Annotated in this window: 21 protein-coding genes; 16 read left to right on the plus strand and 5 right to left on the minus strand. The window is 46.3% G+C overall.

From position 1 onward, the window contains the following. Window positions 1–141 precede the first annotated feature (141 nt). The gene (locus tag LZG94_RS05785) at window positions 142–363 is read left to right on the plus strand and encodes a hypothetical protein (RefSeq protein ID WP_233790978.1); all 222 of its coding nucleotides are present in this window, start codon (window positions 142–144) and stop codon (window positions 361–363) included. Here LZG94_RS05785 and LZG94_RS05790 read toward each other — a convergent pair. From LZG94_RS05790 to LZG94_RS05805, 4 genes are all read right to left on the minus strand, one after another. Continuing rightward, the gene (locus tag LZG94_RS05790; RefSeq protein ID WP_233790979.1) at window positions 357–1,628 is read right to left on the minus strand and encodes a replication-associated recombination protein A; all 1,272 of its coding nucleotides are present in this window, start codon (window positions 1,626–1,628) and stop codon (window positions 357–359) included. The two genes, LZG94_RS05785 and LZG94_RS05790, sit on opposite strands and share 7 nt — an antisense overlap. A gap of 90 nt (window positions 1,629–1,718) precedes the next feature. Next, window positions 1,719–2,300: an RNA polymerase sigma factor gene (locus tag LZG94_RS05795; protein WP_015815162.1), complete on the minus strand. Its 582-nt coding sequence runs from the start codon at window positions 2,298–2,300 to the stop codon at window positions 1,719–1,721. A 162-nt stretch (window positions 2,301–2,462) separates the two neighbouring features. Further along, window positions 2,463–4,100: an adenine deaminase gene (ade, locus tag LZG94_RS05800; RefSeq protein ID WP_233790980.1), complete on the minus strand. Its 1,638-nt coding sequence runs from the start codon at window positions 4,098–4,100 to the stop codon at window positions 2,463–2,465. Beyond that, window positions 4,097–5,005, minus strand: coding sequence for an AraC family transcriptional regulator (locus LZG94_RS05805; RefSeq protein WP_233790981.1), 909 nt, complete (start codon window positions 5,003–5,005; stop codon window positions 4,097–4,099). Before LZG94_RS05805 ends, ade begins: the two co-directional genes overlap by 4 nt. Before the next feature lie 157 nt (window positions 5,006–5,162). Here LZG94_RS05805 and LZG94_RS05810 point away from each other — a divergent pair, with 157 nt between their 5' ends. From LZG94_RS05810 to LZG94_RS05840, 7 genes are all read left to right on the plus strand, one after another. Further along, window positions 5,163–6,818 carry a UxaA family hydrolase gene (locus LZG94_RS05810; RefSeq protein WP_233790982.1) on the plus strand — a complete coding sequence of 552 codons (1,656 nt, stop codon included), beginning with the start codon at window positions 5,163–5,165 and terminating at the stop codon, window positions 6,816–6,818. An 81-nt stretch (window positions 6,819–6,899) separates the two neighbouring features. Further along, window positions 6,900–7,673, plus strand: coding sequence for an SDR family NAD(P)-dependent oxidoreductase (locus LZG94_RS05815; protein ID WP_233790983.1), 774 nt, complete (start codon window positions 6,900–6,902; stop codon window positions 7,671–7,673). Window positions 7,674–7,804: 131 nt separating this feature from the next. After that, window positions 7,805–8,677, plus strand: a complete 873-nt coding sequence (locus tag LZG94_RS05820) for a fumarylacetoacetate hydrolase family protein (RefSeq protein WP_233790984.1) — start codon at window positions 7,805–7,807, stop codon at window positions 8,675–8,677. A gap of 107 nt (window positions 8,678–8,784) precedes the next feature. Beyond that, window positions 8,785–9,615 (plus strand): amidohydrolase, encoded by an 831-nt coding sequence (locus LZG94_RS05825; RefSeq protein ID WP_233790985.1) that lies wholly within the window; start codon window positions 8,785–8,787, stop codon window positions 9,613–9,615. 5 nt (window positions 9,616–9,620) lie between these two features. Next, window positions 9,621–9,950, plus strand: a complete 330-nt coding sequence (locus tag LZG94_RS05830) for an L-rhamnose mutarotase (protein WP_233790986.1) — start codon at window positions 9,621–9,623, stop codon at window positions 9,948–9,950. Between the two features lie 114 nt (window positions 9,951–10,064). Beyond that, window positions 10,065–10,772 (plus strand): endonuclease/exonuclease/phosphatase family protein, encoded by a 708-nt coding sequence (locus tag LZG94_RS05835; RefSeq protein ID WP_233790987.1) that lies wholly within the window; start codon window positions 10,065–10,067, stop codon window positions 10,770–10,772. Between the two features lie 3 nt (window positions 10,773–10,775). Next, a complete protein-coding gene (locus tag LZG94_RS05840) occupies window positions 10,776–11,555 on the plus strand; it encodes a (Fe-S)-binding protein (protein ID WP_233790988.1) in 780 nt (259 codons plus the stop codon). 71 nt (window positions 11,556–11,626) lie between these two features. Here the strand turns inward: LZG94_RS05840 and LZG94_RS05845 are convergent, their stop codons facing one another. Beyond that, window positions 11,627–12,022, minus strand: coding sequence for a hypothetical protein (locus LZG94_RS05845; protein ID WP_233790989.1), 396 nt, complete (start codon window positions 12,020–12,022; stop codon window positions 11,627–11,629). Between the two features lie 242 nt (window positions 12,023–12,264). Between LZG94_RS05845 and LZG94_RS05850 the strand changes: the two genes are divergently transcribed. The 8 genes from LZG94_RS05850 (at window position 12,265) to LZG94_RS05885 (ending at window position 23,801) form a co-directional block, all read left to right on the plus strand. Further along, complete coding sequence (locus LZG94_RS05850; protein WP_233790990.1) at window positions 12,265–13,641, plus strand: lactate utilization protein B; 1,377 nt, start codon at window positions 12,265–12,267, stop codon at window positions 13,639–13,641. Window position 13,642: 1 nt separating this feature from the next. Next, on the plus strand, window positions 13,643–14,230 hold the full coding sequence (locus LZG94_RS05855; RefSeq protein WP_233790991.1) for an LUD domain-containing protein: 588 nt from the start codon (window positions 13,643–13,645) through the stop codon (window positions 14,228–14,230). A gap of 3 nt (window positions 14,231–14,233) precedes the next feature. Next, a complete protein-coding gene (locus LZG94_RS05860) occupies window positions 14,234–14,743 on the plus strand; it encodes a GNAT family N-acetyltransferase (RefSeq protein ID WP_233790992.1) in 510 nt (169 codons plus the stop codon). A 135-nt stretch (window positions 14,744–14,878) separates the two neighbouring features. Continuing rightward, window positions 14,879–15,595 (plus strand): (d)CMP kinase, encoded by a 717-nt coding sequence (gene cmk, locus LZG94_RS05865; protein ID WP_233790993.1) that lies wholly within the window; start codon window positions 14,879–14,881, stop codon window positions 15,593–15,595. Continuing rightward, window positions 15,592–16,659: an FAD-binding oxidoreductase gene (locus LZG94_RS05870; protein ID WP_233790994.1), complete on the plus strand. Its 1,068-nt coding sequence runs from the start codon at window positions 15,592–15,594 to the stop codon at window positions 16,657–16,659. Before cmk ends, LZG94_RS05870 begins: the two co-directional genes overlap by 4 nt. A 17-nt stretch (window positions 16,660–16,676) precedes the next feature. Next, entirely contained in the window at window positions 16,677–19,895 is a 3,219-nt protein-coding gene (locus LZG94_RS05875) for a hypothetical protein (RefSeq protein WP_233790995.1), read from the plus strand. A 110-nt stretch (window positions 19,896–20,005) separates the two neighbouring features. After that, entirely contained in the window at window positions 20,006–20,929 is a 924-nt protein-coding gene (locus tag LZG94_RS05880; RefSeq protein ID WP_233790996.1) for a PorP/SprF family type IX secretion system membrane protein, read from the plus strand. Between the two features lie 109 nt (window positions 20,930–21,038). Further along, a complete protein-coding gene (locus LZG94_RS05885; RefSeq protein ID WP_233790997.1) occupies window positions 21,039–23,801 on the plus strand; it encodes a 2-oxoglutarate dehydrogenase E1 component in 2,763 nt (920 codons plus the stop codon). Window positions 23,802–23,828: the final 27 nt, after the last annotated feature.

The following is a 23,828-nucleotide window of genomic DNA, read 5'->3' on the forward strand; positions in this document are numbered from 1 at the left end:
GTGAAGATTTTGCTTTTTTATATACCTATTCGAAGCATAACATTTCTGTAAATCGTCAGAAATTGAGATTTTAGGCGTCTTGAATGCATATTTGCAGTCCATTACACTCAATATTCTTCTAACTCTTTGAATACCTGCATTATGCAAGAGCCTGGCAGTAATCCGGCAACCGAAAATGATCCGCTTCCAGACCAGGAGCTACTAGCCAGGATCGTCGCCGAATTTGAAACGGAAGATAACAAGCAAATGCTGGCGGAAAAGCTGCTGGCAGAATGGAAGCAATCCCCGGAAAACGACGGCCAGAACCCCGACCTTTCATTTGCTAAATTTGCTGAAAAAATGAAGTCGCACGGGGATCAGTAACCGTACCAATCTCCCCACCAGCCTTGAAGCTTTTTGCGGATTTCCTCTTCACGGGCATTTTTTCCCGGTTCAAAGAATTTACTGCCTTTTATCTCGTCGGGTAAAAAATCTTGTCGCGCGAAGTTGCCTTCGAAATCGTGAGAGTATTTGTACCCTTTTCCGTACCCGATCTGTTTCATCAGTTTGGTAGGAGCATTCCTTAAATGTAGCGGAACGGGTAAATGTGCTGTATTTTTCGCCGCTTCCATCGCATCCCCGATAGCCATATAGCTCGCATTGCTCTTGGGCGAAGTGGCAAGATAGATCGCTACCTGCGAAAGAATAATCCTGCATTCCGGGTAACCGATCACATTCACCGCTTGCATGCACGCATTCGCCATGATCACCGCAGTTGGGTTCGCATTGCCGATATCCTCCGAAGCCATAATCAGCATTCGCCTCGCTATAAAGGAAGGATCTTCTCCGGCTACGATCATTCTCGCCATCCAATATACCGCAGCGTTAGGGTCGCTGCCGCGCAATGATTTGATGAATGCGGAAATAATATCGTAATGCTGCTCACCCGATTTATCGTACCGCGCAATGTTCTGCTGCGCCACTTCGGTTACCCACTCGTCGGTGATTTCTATTTCTGTTGCCTCACCTTTCGCCAATACGACCAATTCAAGCAGGTTCAGCAGCTTCCGCCCGTCGCCTCCTGAGAGGCGCATTAGTGCGTCGTAAGATTTGAACGTGATGTTCTTCTCTTTCAGCCACTGGTCTTTTTCAAGCGCACGAGCGATCAGGTTTTTAAGTTCTTCTTCGCCAAATGCTTCCAGGATATAGACCTGACAGCGTGACAAAAGTGCGGAATTGACTTCAAATGAGGGATTTTCGGTAGTAGCACCTATTAATGTAACCTGCCCTTTTTCAACTGCACCAAGCAATGCATCCTGCTGACTTTTATTATAGCGGTGGATCTCATCAATAAACAGAATAGCCGGAAAAAGTCCGGAAGGCCGGGCGAGAACTTCCCGGAGATCTTTCACACCAGAGCTGATCGCGCTGAGATTGTAGAATTGCCTCTTGGTGGTTTCCGCGATCAATAGCGCCAAAGTAGTTTTCCCTACTCCCGGTGGCCCCCACAAGATCATGGAAGGAATCGCATTCTGTAATATCGCCCGGCGAAGTGGTCCTTTCGGGCCTAACAATTTCTCCTGACCAACGAAATCGTCCAGTGTTCTGGGGCGAAGGCGCTCGGCCAGGGGAGTGGTTAGTGCGGTCATTGAAGTGTATTTAGTTTGTTTTTGGTAAAATTAGTAACAAAAAAAGCGTGGCTAAGTTCGCCACGCTCGTATTCTGAGATCTTGTAAAGCTTAGAAAGTAAGCCTGTCCAGAGTCATTTGTTTTTTAAGATTACCTAATGCACCGAAAACCAGATTGTAAACCGACTGGATATTGATTTTCATCAGGTCCGCGATCTCGTGGTTGTTCAGGTTCATGTAAAATTTCAGGAAAATAGCTTCACGCTGGCGACGGGGAAGCCCGTTGATCGCTACGTTTAAATGCTGGTTCGTCGATTCGAATTCTTCCTCAGAAATCAGGTGATTTTCGTGAGAAGGCGTGTTGATATGCCAGTATTCAACCGGAATATCTTCATTGCTTGTATGCTTCTGCTGCGCGTTCAGGTGGCGAACCAGCTTTCTCTTGATAGACGCCATCAAATAAAACCGAACGGAAGTGGTGTCACCCAGCGTCATTCGGTTTCTCCAGAGTTCCACGAAAAGGTCGTGAATGCAATCTTTAATTAATGGTTTGTCAATCGTAAACTGTGAGCAATACTGGTAAAGAATGTGAACGTAAGAGCGGTACAGGCATGCATAAGCATTTTCGTCGCCTTTTCTGAACTGATCCCAAAAACAGAGTTCTTCTTCTTGCTTGTAGCGTAGGTGAGCCATTGTTTGGAAAGGATTTTGATTGGGGTTAGGAATTGGATATTGAAATAAGGGTCATTATAACACTTGTAAATATATTTATAAAAAAACGTATTTAAAAAATATTTTCATCCTAAAATTATATTTCAAAGTTTAATTCTGCTATTTCGAATAATATGTAACTTATCAAATACTTAATGGGACAAATCGAAAATTATCCCCGTCAAAAAGGCCTTTATCACTTAATTTGAGCGAGGGAATTACCAGTAATGCCATGAAAGACAAGGTCATAAATGGAGATTGTAACGTTGCTTTCAGCTCCTTTTTTACAAACTGGTCGATCTCTGTATAGCTAGCGGCTACCTTGTATCCATCCTCGTCACTCATCAATCCGGCGATTGGCAAAGGCAACAATTTCTCCTCTCCGTTACCTACTGCCGCCACACCGCCTTTTGCACCAATAATCAGGTTAACTGCCTGGTATATAAGCTCATCATTCACGCCTACCGCAATGATATTATGCGAATCGTGCGCCACCGAAGACGCGATCGCACCTTCTTTTAATCCGAAATTTTTGATAAATGCAACAGCCGGCTTTGCGTTTTGATAGCGGTTCACCACTACTATTTTCAATACATCAATTTCCGGGTCACTTTCGATTGTTTTATTCGAAACTATCAGTTGCTCAATCGCCTGGCCGGTAATCAGTTGACCATCGAATGCCTCGATTACCCTTACTTCATTTCTGCCCTCACGGGCATATTCATTATTAAGTGCAAAATCAGCAGCAGTTTTGAAATCGCAGTCGAAGTGGTTCAAATGCGCACTTTTCAGGTCAGGGATATTTGAAATGCCATTTTTCGCAACCTGCTCCCCATCGATCCACGTTTCCAGCAAATTGAAATCTTGCAAATTGTCGATCAGAACGAAATCGGCTGCGTCGCCCGTTTTCAGCAATCCGACCGGCAAACTGTAATGCAACACCGGATTAATGCAGGCAGCGAGCAGGATATTCCAGATATCGTAACCCGACGCCAACGCACGTTTAATCAGCACATTAATATGTCCTTCGACCAGATTATCGGGATGTTTGTCGTCGGAGCAGAACATGATTTTTTCCGGGAACTCTGCGATTAGTGGGATCAGTGCTTCAAAGTTCTTGGCAGCACTTCCTTCGCGAATGAGGATTTTTACGCCATAGTCAATTTTCTCACGGGCTTCATCATACGTAAAGCATTCATGGTCAGTACTTATGCCATTGGATGCATATAATTTTGCAGCTTCTCCGCGCAGGCCGGGTGCGTGTCCGTCAACTACCTTATTATAGTGCTTCGCCCAGGAGATCTTCGCCATCATATCGGGATCTTCATTCAGTACCCCAGGGAAATTCATCACCTCCGCCAGATAACCAATATCGTCTCTTGACAATAACTGTCCCACCTGTTCTGCATCGATAACAGCTCCCGCGGTTTCAAAAACCGTAGCCGGAACGCATGACGGCGCGCCAAAGCAAAATTTGAAAGGGACCCTTTTTCCGTCCTCAATCATAAAATCCACCCCGGGCAAACCCAGTACATTCCCGATTTCGTGCGGATCAGAAACCGTGGCGACGGTACCATGCACCACAGCCAACCGGGCAAACTGCGCGGGCGTCAGCATCGAGCTTTCAATATGTACATGCGCATCTATGAAACCAGGTAATGCATAAGATAATGCGGGATTTTCCGGCCCCAGCTTTACAATGGATTCAATATGTTTGCCCGAGATTTTAAGCTCGGCTTCGTAAATGTTTTTCTGCGGGATATCGACGATATTCACTTTCATAATGTAGCAGCGAGGTTGTTGAGGTGACTGGAGATCGGGATTTTCCGGAATTCCTTCTGGTATTGCAACGGACTTTTGCCCGTATGCAGTTTGAAGTATTTATTGAAGTTGGCAAAGTTGTTGAACCCGCTTTCAAAGCAAACGCGGGCAACGGGTATTTTGGCTTCTGACAGCAACTTACAAGCATGCCCGATCCGTAATTCCAGCAGGAACTGGGAATACGTTTTCCGGCTGCGACTTTTGAAATATCGGCAAAATGAATGCGGGCTGATATTGGCCACTTCCGAAATTTCTTCGATCGAAATCTTTTTCTGGAAATTGCTCAGCGAGTACTGATATATATGGTTAATACGATCGGTGTCAAATTGGTCGAATTCGTCGAGATAAGGTTTGTCTGTCAAAAGCTGCACGCCGGGGCAATGGGAGAGGCTTTCCAGTATTTGCAAGAGGGAGATGATCGAGTTGCCATTTTGCGCGTTCAGTAACTCCTTCAATAGCTTTTTAACTTTTTCAGTACCATTCCCTGATATTTTCATTCCCAATCTTGCCTTAAATAGCAATTCAGCAATGGATTTGTTCTCAGGGAGTTCAAGAAATGTTTTGCCAAAAATGGATTCGGAAAAATGGACAACCGTAGCCTGGGCGTACAACTGACTTTCCCTCTGAAAATATTTCTCATCACAGCGCCAGTAATGCGGCAGGTTTGGTCCGATCAAAAGCAGATCGCCATTTTGAAAACTGCTGATATTATCTCCAACAAATTGAGTACCAGACCCTTGTTCAATGTGAATGAGTTCGAGTTCAGGATGGTAGTGCCAGCGATTATAAAAATAAAGCACCACATCTTGCCTGATACTGAACGATTTTTGCAGCCCTTTAGGGACTTTTAACAGCTGAGGTTTCACAAATAATTACAATAATGTTGTGTATTGCCTGAATATATGCCAATATAGTTGAAAAATTTGCTATCATATTCATTTATAGTATTGAAATATTATGTTGTTTTGTTGATAAATTTCAATATCATTCACCATCCTGATCTGTATTAATTGTAAATAAATTATGGCTTCACAGCTTTTAAAAGTACATCCTTCTGATAATGTAATAGTTGCGTTGCGGGATCAGCCTGCGGGTTCCCAGGTATCGCTCGACGGCGCTGCTTACGACCTTCAATATGGCGTGTCGGCGAAGCATAAGTTTGTTACAGAAGATATTGAAACAGGCGGCGCGATCATTATGTATGGCGTGCTCGTGGGCCGGGCGACGCAGCCGATAAAACGCGGTGAGCCGATCACAACCTTCAATCTTAAACACGACGCGCACGATTACAGTACTGCTAATCGCCAGCCATATTCCTATACGCAACCTGATGTGAGCAAGTGGGTTGGCCGCACTTTCAACGGTTATCACCGCGAAGACGGGCGCGTGGGTACCTATAATTACTGGCTGGTAGTGCCGCTCGTTTTTTGCGAAAATCGCAACGTTCTGATCATGAAAGATGCATTTGAACGTGAGCTGGGCTATGCGCAAACCGATATTTACCGCGATCAGGTGCGGGAGTTTCTGCATTTGTATCAGCAGGGCGATATGCGGACGATCCGGAATTTGCAACCGTTTATAGACGCGCCGGTTGCCGCAAAAAGGAAACCAGAACGTCCTTTTCAAAACGTGGATGGCGTAAAATTCCTGACGCACGAAGGCGGTTGCGGCGGTACCAGGCTCGATGCCAATACATTGTGCGCACTCTTTGCAGCTTATGCGGTACACCCGAACGTAGCGGGAATTACAGTTTTGAGTTTGGGTTGTCAAAATTCGGAACTGAAAACGTTGGAAGACGAGATCAAAAAGCGTGATCCACATTTCAATAAGCCATTTTTTGCATTTGAACACCAAAAAGGAACCGAGTACTCGCTGATGTCGGGTGCGACGAAGGAAACGTTTTTGGGACTTACCAAGATAAATGAGTTTGAAAGATCAGCAGCGCCACTTTCCAAACTTTCAGTTGGGTTGAAATGTGGCGGGTCCGACGGTTTTTCGGGAATATCCGCAAACCCGGTTTTGGGACATTTATCCGACCTGGTAGTTGGTATCGGAGGACAAACTTTACTCGCTGAATTCCCTGAGTTGAATGGGGTAGAGCAGGAGCTGCTGAACCGTTGCGTGACCGAAGAAAAGGCGGCGAAGTTCGAAAAACTGATGCGCGATTATGCCGGTAAGGCGGAGGCAGTAGGTTCTGCATTTGCATTCAATCCCTCTCCCGGAAATATCAAGGACGGACTGATCACTGATGCGATCAAATCTGCCGGAGCGGCCAAAAAAGGTGGAAATGCCTATATAGCCGACGTTTTGAACTACACTGAAAGAGCAACCGACCCAGGACTCCAGTTGGTTTGTACACCAGGGAATGACGTGGAAGCGACTACCGGACAAACTGCCGCAGGCGCCAATATCATCTTATTTACAACTGGCCTGGGGACACCAACAGGTAATCCGATCTGCCCGGTAGCCAAAGTAGCGACTAACTCGTCACTGGCTAATCGGATGCCTGACGTAATCGATTTCGATTGCGGGCCGGTGGTGGACGGAACCCAGAGTATCGAGCAAAACGCCGAAGCATTACTGGAATACGTCATCAAAGTAGCCAGCGGGGAGCTAACGAAAGCCCAGCAACTGGGTCAGGATGACTTCATTCCATGGAAACGCGGCGTGTCACTTTGATCCAGAATATCATCAATTGGCTGTAAAACGGGGTAGATATCGTTAAAAATGGCCTTTTTCTTAAATACTAATCATTAATGCATGTTTGATTTAAGTGGAAAAACAGCGCTTGTAACCGGCGGCGCAAGCGGCATCGGTCTTGCGATCTCGAAAACCTTTGCAAAGCAGGGTGCTACGGTACATATATTAGAGCTCAATTTGGAACTGGCTAATCAGGTTGTAAATGAGATCACTGCCGGGGGCGGGAAAGCCGAGGCACACGCGCTCGATATCTCCAAACAAGCCGATGTGGTAAATGTGATCAATGCGATCGCCACTGCGTCTCCAATTCATATTCTCGTAAATAACGCGGGGATCGCGCACATTGGTAAGGCGGATACTACTTCCGAAATTGATTTCGACCGGATATTAAGTGTCAACGTAAAAGGCGTTTATAACTGTCTGATGGCGACGATCCCACACTTGAAATCTAATGGCGGCGGCGTGATCCTGAATATGGCTTCTATCGCTGCAACTGTCGGTATACCTGATCGTTTTGCTTATTCTACCGCAAAAGGAGCGGTTTATTCAATGACATTATCGGTCGCGCGTGACTACCTGCACGACGGGATCCGCTGCAACAGCATTTCCCCGGCGCGGGTACATACGCCGTTTGTAGACGGATTTATTGCTAAAAATTACCCCGGTAAAGAAGAAGAAATGTTTGAAAAACTCTCCAAAACACAACCGATCGGCAGAATGGCGAAACCCGAAGAGATCGGCGCACTGGCACTATACCTCTGCTCCGACGAAGCTGGCTTCATCACCGGCTGCGATTATCTGATCGATGGAGGATTTGAGAAGTTGAATAATTGAGGGGGCGGTTGCCTGTTAGCTATCAGCTATTAGCTGTTAGCCGTTGGCTTTTGTGTGTTCAAACTGAAAATATATTATATAAACTATAAAGGCTAATAGCTAACCGCTAATAGCCAATAGCTAAAAAACCTATGAAACTATTCCGATTTGGTGCTTTTGAGCAGGAAAAACCAGGTGTTGAACTTGCTGACGGTACAAAAATAGATATCTCTGCCTTCGGCGAGGATTACAATGAAAAGTTTTTTGCGACCGACGGTTTGAACCGTTTGGCCGAGTGGTTGAATACAAATGCAGCCAGTGCGCCGGTTGTGGAAGACGGGTTCAGATACGGTTCCTGCATTGCGCGTCCTTCGAAAATTGTGTGTATTGGCATGAATTACGCCAAACACGCCTACGAATCCGGCGCTACTGAATTGCCGAAGGAGCCTATTGTTTTCTTCAAATCAACCTCAGCGATTTGCGGTCCTTTCGATCAGGTTGTTATTCCAAGAAACTCTGAAAAAACCGATTGGGAAGTGGAACTGGCGGTGATTATCGGTAAAAGAGCGAGCTATGTGGAAGAAGGCGATGCACTTGACTATGTGGCCGGTTACGCAGTGCACAACGATTATTCCGAACGCGCATTTCAAATGGAGCGCGGCGGGCAGTGGGTGAAAGGGAAAAGTAACGACACTTTCGCGCCGATCGGGCCTTATATGGTAACAGCGGACGAAGTGGGCGACGCGAATGCACTCGATCTGTGGCTGAGCCTCAATGGAAAGAAGATCCAGGACAGCAATACTTCCGATATGATATTCCAGGTACCATTCCTGATCAGCTACCTCAGCCAGTTCATGACATTACTTCCGGGCGATATGATCACAACCGGAACGCCGGCAGGAGTTGGGTTAGGTATGAAGCCGCAGGTTTATCTGAAACCAGGTGATGTAGTGGAGCTGGGTATTGAAAAGTTAGGTAGCCAGAAGCAGGAAGCGGTGGCGTGGACAGCCAATAATTTGGGTTGAATTAGTTCGGAATAGCAAGATATTGTTCAAAGTTGTTTGTGTTCATCTAGAAGCCCAATCACCGAACCACTCCGAACATCACAAACCCATCAACATTATTCTAAATTATGACAATCGACAGCCATCAGCATTTCTGGATATTTGATGAGGAACGGGATTCGTGGATCACGCCGGAAATGGGGGTGATCCGCAAAAACTTCTTGCCGGAAAATCTCAAACCGGTGTTGAAAGCGAACGGCGTAAACGGTTGTGTGGCGGTACAGGCTTCTTCAACGGATTCTGAAACTGAATTTTTGCTGCAACTCGCTGAGGCGAATGATATCATAAAAGGCGTAGTCGGCTGGGTGGACCTGTTTTCAACCGATCTGTACGGTAAGCTGGAAAAGTATTCTCAGTTTGAAAAATTAAAAGGTTTCCGGCACATAGCCCAGGGGCAGCCAGAAGGTTTTTTATTGCAGTCTGATTTTATAAAAGGAGTAGGGCAGCTGGTCGCATTTGATTTCACTTACGATATTCTCATCCACCAGAATCAGCTGAAAGAAGCATTTAACTTCGCTGTAAAGTTACCGAATGTGCATTTCGTGCTTGATCATATTGCGAAACCATTGATCAAGAATGGAGGAATGCAACCGTGGGCCGACGATATCCGCGCACTGGCTGAGCTTCCGAATGTGAACTGTAAAGTATCAGGAATGGTAACCGAAGCGGACTGGCAAAACTGGGAAAAAGCGGATTTCAGACCTTACCTCGATGTTGTTTTCGAAGCGTTCGGTACAGATCGGCTGATGTTCGGCTCCGACTGGCCGGTTTGTCTGGTAGCTGCTGAATACGAAGGTGTAAAAGGTATCCTGACTGATTACCTAAGCATGTTTTCAGACTCGGAGACGAAGCGGGTAATGGGACAGAATGCAGTCGAATTTTACAATCTTGATATTTGATAAAAATGAAACGATACTGTCTTACCGTCGATCTGGTCGACGATCCTGAAATGATCAGTGAATATGAAGGTTACCATAAGCAGATCAGACCGGAGATCGAGAAAAGCATACGCGACGCGGGCATTACGGTAATGGATATTTACCGGCTCGGCAACCGGCTTTTCATGATCATGGAAACGGAAGACGATTTCAGTTTTGAGAAGAAAGCAGAAATGGATGCGGCGAATGAGAAAGTCCAGGAATGGGAGCAGCTGATGTGGAAATACCAGCAGGCGCTACCCGAAGCGAAACCTGGTGAAAAGTGGGTTTTGATGAACCAGATATTTGCCCTCTGACCATAAAGAAAACGGATTGTGTACCAGTAATTGAGCAGGTTGAGCAGATTAGGCTACTTTTTATTCATTACGATCATATCGTGCAGCTTATCTGCGTCACAACCCCGCCGTGCCGTGGAGGTAAAAGTGATGAGCTTCAATATCCGGCACGGACTGAATATGGACGAGGAGTCGAATCTGCGGGATATTCTGAAAATTATCGCAGACCATAAACCTGATCTGATCGCATTACAAGCGGTTGATAGTCTGGTGGATAAAGGGAAAACGCAGTTCCAGCTCCGGCAGATCGCTGTGCAAACCGGAATGCATTATGTGTACGGTGAAGCCGACAGGTCGGAAAATGGATCGCAGGGAGTGGGGATATTGTCTAAATGGCACTTTGAAAATACCCAGACCATTCAGCTTCCCACTACCGCCGGCGCAGATCCGAAAGTGTTGTTGTGCGGATTGGTTAACCCGGTTCGCGGGCTGACATTCCGCTTTTGTAATTCGAGATTGGAATATGCGTCGGTCATGGATAGAGCGTTGCAGGCGGCTTACATTAATCAAATGCTCGTCAACAGCATTCAGCCGGTACTGATCGGCATGGATATGGGGGCGAGGCCGAATGAACAGCCTTACTTTTCTTTCCGGAAAAACTGGCAGGACGCGGCGCAGGGATCGCAGTTGCAGACCTGGAACGAGGGACTTCCCGGCGACCGGCTCGACTATATTTTTGCATTGCTTAATACCAAGGTTCGCATTAAAAATTATAAAGTGCTCAGAAATTATCCCGGCGTTTCCGATCACTATCCTATACTTGCCACCATTGAATTCTGGTAAAAAATGAACTACTCAAGCCTCAAAATCGGATTATTTATTCCCTGCTACGTGGACCAGTTTTATCCGCAGGTAGGAATCGCTACCCTGGAATTACTCGAAAAGCTGGGCTGCAGGGTTACTTTTCCTACAAATCAAACTTGTTGCGGGCAGCCGATGGCGAACTCCGGGTTCGAGCATCTCGCCCGGCCGTGCGATAACCTGTTTTTTGACCTATTTTCTGATTGCGACTATGTGGTTTCACCCTCTGGAAGTTGTGTGCTGCATATTAAAGAGCATTTGAAGGCAGATAACAGGGCTGACGAATCGAAAGTGCTCCGAAAAAGAGTGTACGAACTCGTTGAGTTTCTGACTGATATATTAAAAATAGAACATATAGAAGCTGAGTTTCCGTACCGGGTCGGGCTGCACCAGGGTTGCCACGGTCAGCGCGGGCTGCATCTTTCACAAATGTCGGAGCTGAATGCAGCGCCCTTTTCAAAGCCCGTTTTTTTATTAAAACAGGTAAAAGGACTGGAACTGATCGATCTGGACAGGACGGACGAATGCTGCGGATTCGGCGGGACTTTTTGTGTGAGTGAAGAAGCAGTTTCTGTCAAAATGGGAAAAGACAGGGTAGCCGATCATATCCGGCACAATGCAGAATACATTACCGGCTCGGATATGAGCTGCCTGATGCACCTGGGCGGGATTTTGAAAAGAAGTAACTCGAATGTGCAGATCAAGCACATTGCAGAAATTCTCAATAGTGCGGTGAAAAAACAAATACCGGTACCCATCGCGTGAGTCCCGGTATTTACAAAGTTTACGGAAGGCGTGGCGTACCACGCTAATCAGAATCTGAGAACAGCTTGTTGTTAGTTGATTGAAGAAACAACGCGGCTGGTTGTAGTCAAAATGTCAAACGATTGTGAAGCTTTCTCTTTTCCGTCCGTGATTTCGAAGGTATAAGTACCGTCATTCAGGGTCGATAAGTCAAAATATTTCAGATAGTTCCTGTTGACACGCTTGTTTTCTGAAAACAGAACATTGTTTTCAGTATCCAGGATCCGCACTGCGACAGTGTTCGAAACTGGGTTGTTATATGAAACGCGGAATTGCATTGGTTTAATCTGAAGAATGCTCAGGTTGTCAGAAGCTGACTTTGTGTTTTCAACAGATACGTTGGTGTCCTGCGCGAATGAATTCAAAGCAGAACCTGATAGAAGTAAGCCTGTTAAGGCTGCGATAATGAGAGTGTTTTTGGTTTTCATAGGAGTGAAAATTTTAATGTGTCTAAAAAAAGTTAAACTAAACTTTATTTAAGACTCCGATCTTCGATCGAAAAACTTTGTGATTCAAAAGTATAAGATATTGCTTTACAATGAAATAGCAAATTTTTGAATTTTTGAAAGTTGTTCTTTAAACAAATTCAAAACTTCAAATAATGCAACGAATGTGAAAAGTACAATTATTATTCTTTTAAAAGTACTATTACTAAATTGTTAAGATAACTATGTCTAAAACAATCATGGAGCATTCCGAAGCTTCGGAAGTCTTCAACAGGGATGAACCGTACGTGGACTGGCACGATGAAACGCTGTGGTTCGTGCGCCAGAAACGGGACAAATCCTCCAAGTTGCTGCCCGAATGGGAGGAGCTGAGAGAAACGGCATCGCAGATCAAAAACTATGTTTTGTCGGAGCTGGACGAGCTGCTTGTCCAGTTTGAGCAAAAGGCAAAAGAGAATGGGGTACACGTACATTGGGCCGCCAATGCGGCGGAGCACAATGAAATTGTACTGAACCTGCTCAAACAACACGGCATTACCGCCATGGTAAAAAGCAAATCCATGCTGACCGAGGAATGTCACATGAATGAATTTTTGTCGAAAAACGGTATTGACGTAATCGATACTGACCTGGGCGAACGGATCGTGCAGTTGCGGAAGGAGCCTCCAAGTCACATTGTATTGCCGGCTATACATTTAAAGAAAAAGGATATCGGCGACCTTTTCCACGAACATCTTGGAACGGAAGCAGGCGCAACCGATCCGCAATACCTGGCCGAGGCGGCGCGACAGCATTTACGCGACAAATTCATGACCCGCCGTGCAGCATTAACGGGCGTCAACTTCGCGGTTGCCGATACAGGCGCTTTTGTAGTGGCGACCAATGAAGGGAATGCAGATATGGGCGCGCATCTGGCTGATATTCACATTGCTAGTATGGGCTTCGAAAAGATCATCCCCAAACAGGAGCATTTGGGCGTGTTTCTGAGATTGCTGGCGCGAAGTGCCACTGGTCAGCCGGTGACTGCATATAACAGTCACTTCAAAAAGCCGCGTGAAGGTCAGGAAATGCATATTATTATTGTGGATAATGGACGTACTACCCAGCTTGGACGGGCTGACTTCCGGAATTCATTGAAATGCATTCGCTGTGGCGCTTGTATGAATACCTGTCCGGTGTACCGCAGAAGCGGCGGGCACAGCTACCACAATGCAGTGGCGGGTCCGATCGGGTCAATCCTGGCACCTAACCTGGATATGACCAAATATGCCGATCTGCCTTTTGCAAGCACTTTATGCGGAAGTTGCTCGAATGTTTGTCCGGTTAAAATCGATATTCACGACCAGCTATATAAATGGAGGCAGGTACTGGCGAAAGGCGGGCACGTGCCGCAGACAAAAGGAATTGGGATCCGTGCGATGTCGATGGTATTATCGCAGCCGCGTTTTTACCAGTGGTCGGGGAGGCTGGGCAGGTCGGTGATGCGGACCGTTCCATTTATGGTCAATAACAGCTTGAATCCCTGGTACAAGCAGCGGGATATGCCGGAACCGCCGAAAGAAAGTTTCCGGGATTGGTACGTTCGTAACCGTAAAGAGTAACATGCAAACAAGAGAAGAAATGCTGCGCAAGATCCGGCTGAACAAGCCTGAGCGCACTTCGCTGCCGGCCAATATCCGCTTTGACAGTCAATATGAAGATACGGAAAGCAAGTTTGTCGAAACGCTGACCGCCATTTACACCGAAGTTGTGATTGTAAAAAACTGGGAAGAACTGGCTGTAAAGGCTGGTGAATTATATGAGGGGGTTGTAAATAAAGCCACGACCATTCCCGAACTGAATAACTGGGCAGATTTCAGTTTGAATGTAGCGGATCCGCACGAGCTGGAAATGATCGAGATATTGATTTTAAAAGCAGAATTCGGTGTCGCTGAAAATGGGGCAGTGTGGATCTCAGACAATTATCTTCCACACCGGGTTTTACCTTTTATCACCCAAAATCTGGCACTTGCAATACCCAGAAGCGCGATTGTGAATAACATGCACGACGCCTATGAGCGATTGACAGATACCACCGGCTGGGGATGTTTTATTGCTGGTCCGTCGAAAACCGCTGATATTGAGCAGTCGCTGGTGGTAGGCGCACACGGGGCCCGGAGTATGGTGATATTTTTGGTTGAAGAAGCATAAGTTATGCAAGAGCAGGTCGAGCTGAGGCAATTTCATCGGAATATGGTCGATCGGCTGGCTTTGCTTGCGGATAATCCGAAAATAGCAGCCCACGTCCGGGATAATTTCCCAAGTCCATACTCGCTCGCAGACGCGCATTACTGGATCGATCTGTGCAGTAAAGTAAATGCAAACGCAATTCAGCGGGCTATTTTTTATCAGGATCAATTTGTAGGAGGAATAGGTGTGCTGCGCCAGGAAGACATTTACCGTAATAATGCAGAGATCGGCTACTGGCTGGGCGAACCTTACTGGGGGAAAAATATCGCTACGGCCGCATTGATTCAGATGACCGACTGGATCTTTCAAAATACCTCTGTTACCAGATTGTTTGCGGGTGTATTTGAAACAAATAGTGCTTCCAAACGTGTGCTCGAAAAGGCAGGGTATAAGCTGGAAGCAATTCATCACAAAGCCATTATCAAAAACGGAGTTGTATTAGATGAACATTTGTTTGTCAGGCTCGCTTTGTGATTATTTCTTTTACAATTAAAAACTTCGCTGAAAAAAAACCTCGGCTAGTACTTTCCTCTATTTTTGCATAGTTCACGATAACTTCATTTCTGTTCCGTGCTTTTTTTTCGTGGTCAGAAATTACTTCACTAAACTATGCCAAAAATCATTGTTGCAATCGATGGCTATTCCAGCTGTGGCAAAAGCACAACTGCAAAACAGGTTGCAAAGCAGCTCAACTATCCCTATATCGACACAGGCGCTATGTACCGGGCTGTGACGCTCTATTTTATACAAAATCACATTACACTTACTAATCCGAAGGAAGTAGAACTAGCGCTTAATTCGATTCAAATTTCCTTCCGTCGCCACGCCGAGTTGGGCCGCAATGATACTTATCTGAATGGTATTAATGTGGAAGATGAAATTCGGAAAATGTACGTTTCTGAAAAAGTGAGCGACGTGAGCGCGATTGCGGAAGTCCGGCACGCATTGGTTGCGCAGCAGCAGCGAATGGGAAAAATGAAAGGCATTGTCATGGACGGGCGGGATATTGGTACCGTCGTTTTTCCGCAGGCTGAACTGAAAATTTTCATGACCGCAGACCCGCTGATCCGCGCCCAGCGCAGGCAAACCGAGCTTTTGGAAAAAGGTGAGTTGGTAGGGCTGGCAGAAATTGCCGAAAACCTGAAAATGCGCGATCATATTGATACGCACCGGGCAGAAAGTCCGCTCAGGCAGGCCCAGGACGCTATTTATATTGATAATTCACTGATGACACTCGACGAGCAGGTGGAATTGGTAGTGCGCCTTGCCGACGAGCAGATAGGGCTTTCGCTACGTCGCCGAAATGCCAGCAAGATCCAGCAATGACTTCAACAGACTACGATTATTTGATTGTCGGGCAGGGGCTCGCCGGCACTTCGCTGGCTTTGCATTTGCTGGAAATGGGGAAAAAGGTATTAGTAGTCGGCGATTCTTCGATGCCCTCGTCGTCCAAAGTTGCAGCCGGAATATTCAATCCATTAACTGGGAAAAAGCTGGTAAAGACCTGGCTTGCAGACGATCTCTTTCCTTACGCCCAAAAATTTTACGCTGATCTCGAAACCAGGCTAAGCTGCAAGCTGATTTATTCCACGCCCATTTTTCGTCCGTTCCGATCGATTGAAGAGCAGAATACGTATCTCGCTCAAACGGCCGACCCTTCCATTTTACCCTACATTGCCGCCGACAACCGAACTGATTTATCCCATTATGTCGAGTCACGCTTTGGTGGTTTGGAAGTGATCCAGGCGGGCTGGGTTGATCTGCCTTTGCTTCTGGAAAAAAGCAGGGAGTTGCTCTCTGAATTAGATAGTTATGCGGAATCCACATTCACTCTTGCCGATCTTCGGGTTGAGCCTGAAAGTGTATTCTGGAAGGATTTGAGTTTTGGGAAGGTTGTTTTTTGTCAGGGGTTTTTTGGTGTAAATAATCCGTTTTTCGAGTGGCTGCCGTTTGCGCCGGTTAAAGGTCAGATCCTGGAAGTGGCCACGGATCAGGTATTGCCCGGTTATATTGTCAATCAGGGCATATTCATGTTGCCGGTAAAGGAGCGTTCAATGCGGGTGGGAGCAACCTATTCCTGGGATCCACTCGACTGGGAAGCGACCGATTCGGGGACAGCAGAAATTAATGAAAAATTGGAAGCTTTGATCAGGATACCTTATCGGATTATAGCTGCCAGCGCGGGTGTGAGGCCCTCGGTAAAAGACCGTCGCCCGATGGTTGGTATCCATCCGGATCATGCTAATGTTGCGATATTCAATGGGTTAGGAACGAAGGGAGTAACGCTCGGACCGTTTTTTGCGAGGCAGCTTGCGGAGCATCTTGAAAACGGCAAAGAATTGAATCCGTTAGTTAATATTCAGAGGTATTTTTCGTTATATTTCCGTTGAAGTCAGCCTAAGCATTTATGAGCATAAAACACATATACAGATTAACCTTTTCGGTCGGTTTACTAGCGGTTTTAGGAGTTGTATCCCAGTCAGTTGCGCAACGCTATCCTTCTCAGGAAACATTTGGCAAAAACCGGATTCAGTACAAAACCTTCAACTGGAAGATTTTCCGGACCACCAACTTCGAAATTTACCACTATCAGGGTGGAACTGCGCTGGCCAAGTTGACTGCGCAATATGCTGAAAGCGAGTTCGATAAAATCACAGATATCCTTGGCTGGACTCCTTACAGCCGCGTTAAGATCTTCCTTTACAATTCTCCCGCAGAGCTGGAACAGAGCAATATGGGCCTGTCCACGCTCGATAACCTCAATGAACAAAAGCTGGACCTTTCGCAGTCGCGCGTAGAAGTGGCTTATACCGGTGATCAGGTTGGCTTTCGTAAAAAGCTGGTGAAGGATATCAGTTTGCTCTTTGTTTACGATATGCTTTACGGCGGCAATATGAAGGAGGCGCTGCAAAGTTCCTTGCTTCTGACGCTTCCTGAGTGGTTTATGTCAGGTACCGCGGCTTACATTGCCGACGGCTGGTCGCCTGAGCTCAACGATTACATGCGGGATTTTTTTAAAAACCGGAATGTAAGAAAGCCAACATTAATGACCGGAAATGACGCGACGCTGGTCGGGCAGTCGATTTGGAATTACATTGCCGAGCGCTACGGAAAGGACAAAATATCTGATATTCTCAACCTTACCCGCATTATCCGCACCGAGCAGACCAGTATCACGAGTACATTGGGTATTCAGTCCTACAATCGCTTCCTGCGAGAATGGAAAGCTTATTATCTCAATCAAAACAAAAATGCCGAGCAGTTTTATGCGGAGCCCAGCCCGTCGTGGAAATATAAGCTGAACGAATTCAACGTGTCGGACGCAAGTGCGGTGATCAAAATCTCTCAGGACAAAAAGTTTACCGCTGTCAGCGAGATCAAAAACGGCCGGTATCGCGTGTATATATTTGATAGTGAGAGCGGTTCGAAGAAAATTGTGCGTCAGGGTAAACTGGATCTGGTAGGTGGAAGAGCAAAAACACAACCTCCTTTGCTGGGCTGGTTCCGTAATAACCAACTCGCGATCCTCGCTACCGAAAACGATCGCAAGAATTTATATATCTATGAAAATATAGGTACCAAAAAGGTGAAGGTGAAGTTGAAACGCAATATCCGCGGACTTGACCAGATCGTGGATATGGACGTTTCAAATGATGGTACCATGCTCGCTGTCAGCGCCGACAAAGGCGGGCAGAATGACTTGTTCCTAATCAGCGTAGCCCGTGCTTCGCCGCTTGCATTAACTAATGACCTTTATGACGATCTTTCACCCAGGTTCGTTCAGGGTTCTTCCAGGAAAGTAGTGTTTTCTTCAAATCGTCCTGTTGACTCTGTGGGTACCGGCGACAAAGGAAATTATAAATCGATTTCTTCTCTGTATACGATATTCGAGCACGATGGTACGCCAAGGTCTTCCAATATGATCAAGCTGGTGCAAGGCGATGGAAAATCGAAAATCGTGCCTGTGTATGCTGATGCAACTGATATTGTCTATTTGTCAAATGGTAAAGGAGTGAATAATCTGTTCAGATATAACAGAGCTTCTTCTTCGACCTCGCAGCTTACCAATCACATTCAAAACATTCGTAACGCCGATGTCAACACCAAATCGGGTGGCGCGCTTGCGTACACATATTTGAACGATGGTTACTATGTAGCTGCGTACAAAAATTCATTCAATATTGACGCTGCGATCAATACCCCGGCATTGACCCCTGGTACTGCAACAGCTGCGGCGGCTGGCAGTGGTAATGCGTCGGCGCTACCAGATACTGCTGCAAAAGCGGCTCAGCAAGCATCCGAAACGCCGAAACTGGCTCTGAAAAATGGAGAGGTTGATACGGACAATTATGAATTCGACGAGGATGTTTTGAAATCCTTTGAATCGAGAAGAAACCGCGGAAGCTTCCCGACTACTCCGGGCGCATTGTCGCGACCGAAGGCGACGCGTGAGAATATCGCAATTAAAGGACCGACGAATTACAAAGGCTTGTTTATCACCAACGATGCCAGTTCCGACTGGCGCATCGATCCGATCAGAGGATTCGGCTTCGCGCAGTCCATCTCGATGAATGACCTTTTGGAAAACCACGTGATCAAAGCCGGGGTATTCGTTTCGTCGAATTTCAGGAACACCGATTTGTTTGGTGAATACATGAATAACACCTACCGCATCGATTTCGGTGCTCGTTTTGACCGCAAGAGCTTGTATGTAGATACGGAGGGTGCTCCTCAGAAATACAGGTTCAATCAGCTGATGTTCACGGCTTCCTATCCGTTTTCGACAACCAGCAGGTTCTCGTTATCGCCGATGTTTTCATCGACGCGGATGATCGACGTGTACATATTGGCTAATCCGGATATGGCGTCCAATTATGGCGGGTTGCGGAGTGAATATGTATTTGATAATACGCGTGTGAATGGAATGAATATGATGGAAGGTACGCGGTTCAAACTGCGGTACGATATGCATCAGGGGCTGACGAATGGAAATGAAAGTTTCAATCGGGTAAGTCTTGATTTCCGTCACTATCAGAAAATTCACAGAGACCTGATCCTTGCGATCCGCGCAGCTGCCAGCCACTCGGGTGGAAAAGCGCCGAAGCAGAATATTCTGGGCGGAATGGAAAACTGGCTCGGCAACAGAAAGGAAAATCGTACCGGCGAGAATCCGCTGAACTTCCAGAGAGATAACCGGGATATTTTCTTTGCTGATTTTGCTACTAATCTGCGTGGTTTCAATTTGAACAGGCTTTCGGGAACAAGTTATATGCTCGTGAATGCGGAGCTCCGTATTCCTTTGGTCAAATACCTGTATCGCGGCGCTATTACTTCCAGCTTCCTGCGGAACTTCCAGATCGTCGGTTTCGGGGACATTGGGACAGCGTGGACAGGGAAGGGGCCGTTTAGTGAAAACAATAGTTTGAATACTCAGATCATTGGTACTGAGGATGATCCTTTCCGTGCGACAGTTACAAATTATAAAAACCCATATCTAATGGGCTACGGAATGGGTGTGAGAACGACATTATTCGGGTTCTACGCCAAATTCGATTATGCCTGGGGCGTTGACAACGGTTACACGAACAAAGCAATTCCTTACGTAACATTAGGCTACGATTTTTAATTGTTTTGATAAGTATAAACTCAAATTAATACGGTTATTAAGATGGCAGAAGATCACGTCTTCTGCCATTTTTGGTATCTGTACAGCATTATTTACAAAATTTGAACAGAATGAACACACATTACACTTTGAGGAGATTTCTTATCGCAGCGCTCTTCCTGGCAACTGGCTGGCAGTCAGCATCTGCACAACGCGAGGTGCTTTATGAACAATATGTTCAGAATCCGATGTCGATCAATCCGGGATTCACCGGTGTTCGCGAGGACTTTAATATGACGGCAATGTTTCGCCGGAAATGGATCAATATCCGGAACTCACCTTCGAGTCAGACTTTTGCGGCCGACGGTACCGTGGCGAATGGGAAATTCGGTATTGGTTTTCAGGCGCTCAACGATCAGACGAGTTATTTTACAACAACCGGTTTCTCGGCCTCATTTGCTTATCACCTGGCTTTTTCTGATGATTGGAAACTCGGATTAGGTGCGCAGGGCGGGATTAATGTTCTGCCCGTGGCGGACCAATCGGGGTATCTGAGCAACAACCGCGCTTTGGGGACGTTTGGTATTGGTGCCTGGCTTCGGTCTGATCAATTATATATTGGTGTTTCGAAGCCGGAATTGCTAAGTCAGAGACTGGGGCAGCAGGCTGCGGTAAGTGTCTATCGCCGACCGCTCTATATTATGGCGGGAGGTAGCTATGACGTGGGCGACGAGATATTGATGTTGCCGCATGTTTTGTTTGTTCAGGAAAAAGATCGCAAACTGAGGTTTGACCTTGGTACGCGTTTTTGGTTTAGTGAAAAAGTGGGTATCGGTGCTTCCTACCGGATTGGCGGGGGGTACAGCGGATTTTCTTCCAATGTCGATTATCTGCAATTATCAGCCGAGGTCCAGGTGGGCCGGAATGTGCGGCTGGGGTATTTTTACAGCACCCGCACAGCCGAGCAAATTTACGCCTCATATTCGGGTCCGAAGGGTGTTCACGAGCTTATGCTGAAATTTGTTCCAAACCCCAAAGGATTTCAAAAATATTAGTCCTGTGACCAATAGAAATGTTTTTCAATCAAGTTAAAAGGAGATTTTATTCGTAATCTTTACATAAGTCTCGTACCTTTGTGCCACAAATGAAATAATCACTTTTGTGATGGATAAATACACTTATATAGCTAATTCCGACGCCTCTTACATAGAGGAATTGTACAATTCCTACAAGCAAGATGCCACCTCAGTCGACGAAGGTTGGCAGAAATTTTTCGAAGGGTTCGACTTCTTCCAGAAGTATCCGATAAATGGAAACGGACACGCCAGCGCAGCCGCTTCCGGCAAAGAAGCTGCCACCGTTGGAAAGCCCGATCCTGGCAGAATACGCAAGGAAATGGAGGTGGTTCACCTCATCCGCGGATTCCGCTCACGTGGTCACTTAATGGCCACAACTAACCCGATTCAGAAGAGAAAAGACCGTCGGCCACAGCTGGAAATCACAGATTTTAATTTGGGTCCCGAAGATCTTGAAACCGTTTTTGAAGCAGGAGTTGAGGTTTTTGGAAGACCGGCTACACTGAAAGAAATTGTAGAATCGCTTAAAACGATCTATACCAGAAATATCGGTTTCGAATATCTATACATCCGTGATCGCGAGCAAAAAAGCTGGCTGCGCAAGAAAATTGAGAAGGAAGCATTGCATATGGATTTCTCAGTAGATGAGAAAAAACATATTTTGTCCAAACTCAATGAGGCGGTAGTATTCGAAAATTTCCTGCATACAAAATACCTCGGCCAAAAGCGTTTTTCACTGGAAGGTGGGGAGACTACAATTCCAGCACTGGACGCGATGATCAACAAAGCCGCCGAGATGGGCGTGGTAGAAGTGATGATCGGAATGGCGCACCGCGGACGTTTGAATGTACTAGCCAATATCATGCAAAAAACTTACGGCCAGATCTTTAACGAGTTCGAAGGTAATTTGCCTGATCAGGTTTGGGGAGATGGTGACGTGAAATACCACATGGGTTTTGCAAGCCAGATCACCACGAAAGACGGTAACAAGGTACATTTGAAACTTGCACCAAACCCCTCTCACCTGGAAGCAGTTAATCCGGTGGTTGAAGGTTATATCCGCGCACGTGCTGACGGCATGTACGACAGCGATTACGATCGCGTTCTGCCTGTTCTGATCCACGGCGATGCGGCTGTTGCGGGACAGGGTATTGTATACGAAGTAACTCAAATGTCGGCGCTGAATGGATATTACACAGGTGGTACCATTCACTTTGTGATCAATAACCAGGTTGGTTTCACGACCGACTTCATCGATGCGAGATCTAGTATTTACTGTACTGATATTGCCAAAATTGTTGACGCGCCGGTATTGCACGTAAATGGTGACGATCCGGAAGCGGTTGTTTACTGTATGCGACTGGCTGTTGAATACCGCCAGAAATTCAATAAGGATATCTTTATCGATATGGTCTGCTACCGTCGTCACGGACATAATGAAGCAGACGAACCGAAGTTTACACAACCGGTTCTTTACAAATCGATAGAAAATCACCAGAATCCGAGGGAAATCTATCAAAAAACCCTTGCAGAGCGTGGTGACATTGATGCGCAACTCGCAGCTAATATGGACAAAGAGTTCAAGCAGCTGTTGCAGGAGCGTTTGGATATGGTGAAGCAAAAAACATTGCCTTACACTTTACCAAAATTGGAACAGGAGTGGCATACACTGCGCAAGTCCAAACCGGAGGATTTTGAAAAGTCTCCCGAGACGGGCGTGCCGCTTGAAGTATTGCAGAAAATCGGTAAAGCGCTGACGACAACTCCGGAGAATTTTAACAGACTGAAACAAATTGATAAGCTCCTGAAAGATCGCGAGCAGATGATATTTGATAAAAAAGAAGTGAACTGGGCAACTGCCGAGCTGCTTGCTTACGGTTCTATCCTTGTTGAAGGAAATATTGTAAGACTAAGCGGACAAGATGTGCAGCGTGGAACATTCTCCCACCGTCACGCGGTGTTAAGGGATGTGGAAACGAACGCAGCTTACAACAGCCTCCAACACATTCAGGAAGGTCAGGGGCCTTTTATGATCTACAACTCGCTGCTTTCTGAGTATGGAGTTTTAGGTTTTGAATTCGGCTATTCCATGGCGAATCCGAATGCATTGGTTATCTGGGAAGCGCAGTTTGGGGATTTTGCAAATGGTACCCAGGTGATCATCGATCAGTTTGTCACTTCAAGTGAAACCAAATGGGATCGCTGGACCGGGCTGGTAATGCTGTTGCCACACGGATACGAAGGCCAGGGACCGGAACACTCTAATGCGCGTCCGGAAAGATATTTGCAGCTTTCAGCTAATTACAATCTGATCGTCGCCAATGTAACTACACCTGCCAACTTCTTCCACTTGCTGCGCCGCCAGTTGAAATTCCCTTTCCGCAAGCCGCTGGTAGTAATGTCGCCGAAATCAATGTTGCGCCATCCGCTTTGTATCTCGCCAATGGACAGTCTCGTTAATGGCTCGTTCCAGGAAACGATCGGCGATACCTATGCGGATCCGAAGAAAGTGAAGAAAGTGTTGCTGTGTACCGGAAAGCTGTATTATGAACTTTACGAAAGACAGCAGGCAGATAAGAGGGACGATGTCGCGATTATTCGTCTTGAACAAATGCACCCCTTCCCGCAAACGCAGGTTGATGCGCATTTGAATCAATATGCTGATGCAAAAGTATATTGGGTACAGGAAGAACCTTTCAATATGGGCGGATGGACGTTCATGTTGCGGATGTACAAAGGTGCTAAACCTCTGTCGGTAATTGCCCGTGAATCAAGTGCTTCGCCTTCTACCGGCTTCTCGAAAATTCATGCGAAAGAGCAGGCTGAGATTATTTCCAGAGCTTTTGAATGATAATTTCAATAAATTAAGATTTAATTC

This window comes from Dyadobacter sp. CY343 (assembly GCF_021390335.1).
Taxonomy (GTDB): Bacteria; Bacteroidota; Bacteroidia; order Cytophagales; family Spirosomataceae; genus Dyadobacter.

Excerpts from the sequence above, each read along its gene's own strand:
- LZG94_RS05785 (WP_233790978.1), top strand. The coding sequence starts at position 142 with ATGCAAGAGCCTGGCAGTAATCCGGCAACCGAAAATGATCCGCTTCCA.
- LZG94_RS05790 (WP_233790979.1), bottom strand. The coding sequence starts at position 1,628 with ATGACCGCACTAACCACTCCCCTGGCCGAGCGCCTTCGCCCCAGAACA.
- LZG94_RS05795 (WP_015815162.1), bottom strand. The coding sequence starts at position 2,300 with ATGGCTCACCTACGCTACAAGCAAGAAGAAGAACTCTGTTTTTGGGAT.
- ade (WP_233790980.1), bottom strand. The coding sequence starts at position 4,100 with ATGAAAGTGAATATCGTCGATATCCCGCAGAAAAACATTTACGAAGCC.
- LZG94_RS05810 (WP_233790982.1), top strand. The coding sequence starts at position 5,163 with ATGGCTTCACAGCTTTTAAAAGTACATCCTTCTGATAATGTAATAGTT.
- LZG94_RS05815 (WP_233790983.1), top strand. The coding sequence starts at position 6,900 with ATGTTTGATTTAAGTGGAAAAACAGCGCTTGTAACCGGCGGCGCAAGC.
- LZG94_RS05820 (WP_233790984.1), top strand. The coding sequence starts at position 7,805 with ATGAAACTATTCCGATTTGGTGCTTTTGAGCAGGAAAAACCAGGTGTT.
- LZG94_RS05825 (WP_233790985.1), top strand. The coding sequence starts at position 8,785 with ATGACAATCGACAGCCATCAGCATTTCTGGATATTTGATGAGGAACGG.
- LZG94_RS05830 (WP_233790986.1), top strand. The coding sequence starts at position 9,621 with ATGAAACGATACTGTCTTACCGTCGATCTGGTCGACGATCCTGAAATG.
- LZG94_RS05840 (WP_233790988.1), top strand. The coding sequence starts at position 10,776 with ATGAACTACTCAAGCCTCAAAATCGGATTATTTATTCCCTGCTACGTG.
- LZG94_RS05845 (WP_233790989.1), bottom strand. The coding sequence starts at position 12,022 with ATGAAAACCAAAAACACTCTCATTATCGCAGCCTTAACAGGCTTACTT.
- LZG94_RS05850 (WP_233790990.1), top strand. The coding sequence starts at position 12,265 with ATGTCTAAAACAATCATGGAGCATTCCGAAGCTTCGGAAGTCTTCAAC.
- LZG94_RS05855 (WP_233790991.1), top strand. The coding sequence starts at position 13,643 with ATGCAAACAAGAGAAGAAATGCTGCGCAAGATCCGGCTGAACAAGCCT.
- LZG94_RS05860 (WP_233790992.1), top strand. The coding sequence starts at position 14,234 with ATGCAAGAGCAGGTCGAGCTGAGGCAATTTCATCGGAATATGGTCGAT.
- cmk (WP_233790993.1), top strand. The coding sequence starts at position 14,879 with ATGCCAAAAATCATTGTTGCAATCGATGGCTATTCCAGCTGTGGCAAA.
- LZG94_RS05870 (WP_233790994.1), top strand. The coding sequence starts at position 15,592 with ATGACTTCAACAGACTACGATTATTTGATTGTCGGGCAGGGGCTCGCC.
- LZG94_RS05875 (WP_233790995.1), top strand. The coding sequence starts at position 16,677 with ATGAGCATAAAACACATATACAGATTAACCTTTTCGGTCGGTTTACTA.
- LZG94_RS05880 (WP_233790996.1), top strand. The coding sequence starts at position 20,006 with ATGAACACACATTACACTTTGAGGAGATTTCTTATCGCAGCGCTCTTC.
- LZG94_RS05885 (WP_233790997.1), top strand. The coding sequence starts at position 21,039 with ATGGATAAATACACTTATATAGCTAATTCCGACGCCTCTTACATAGAG.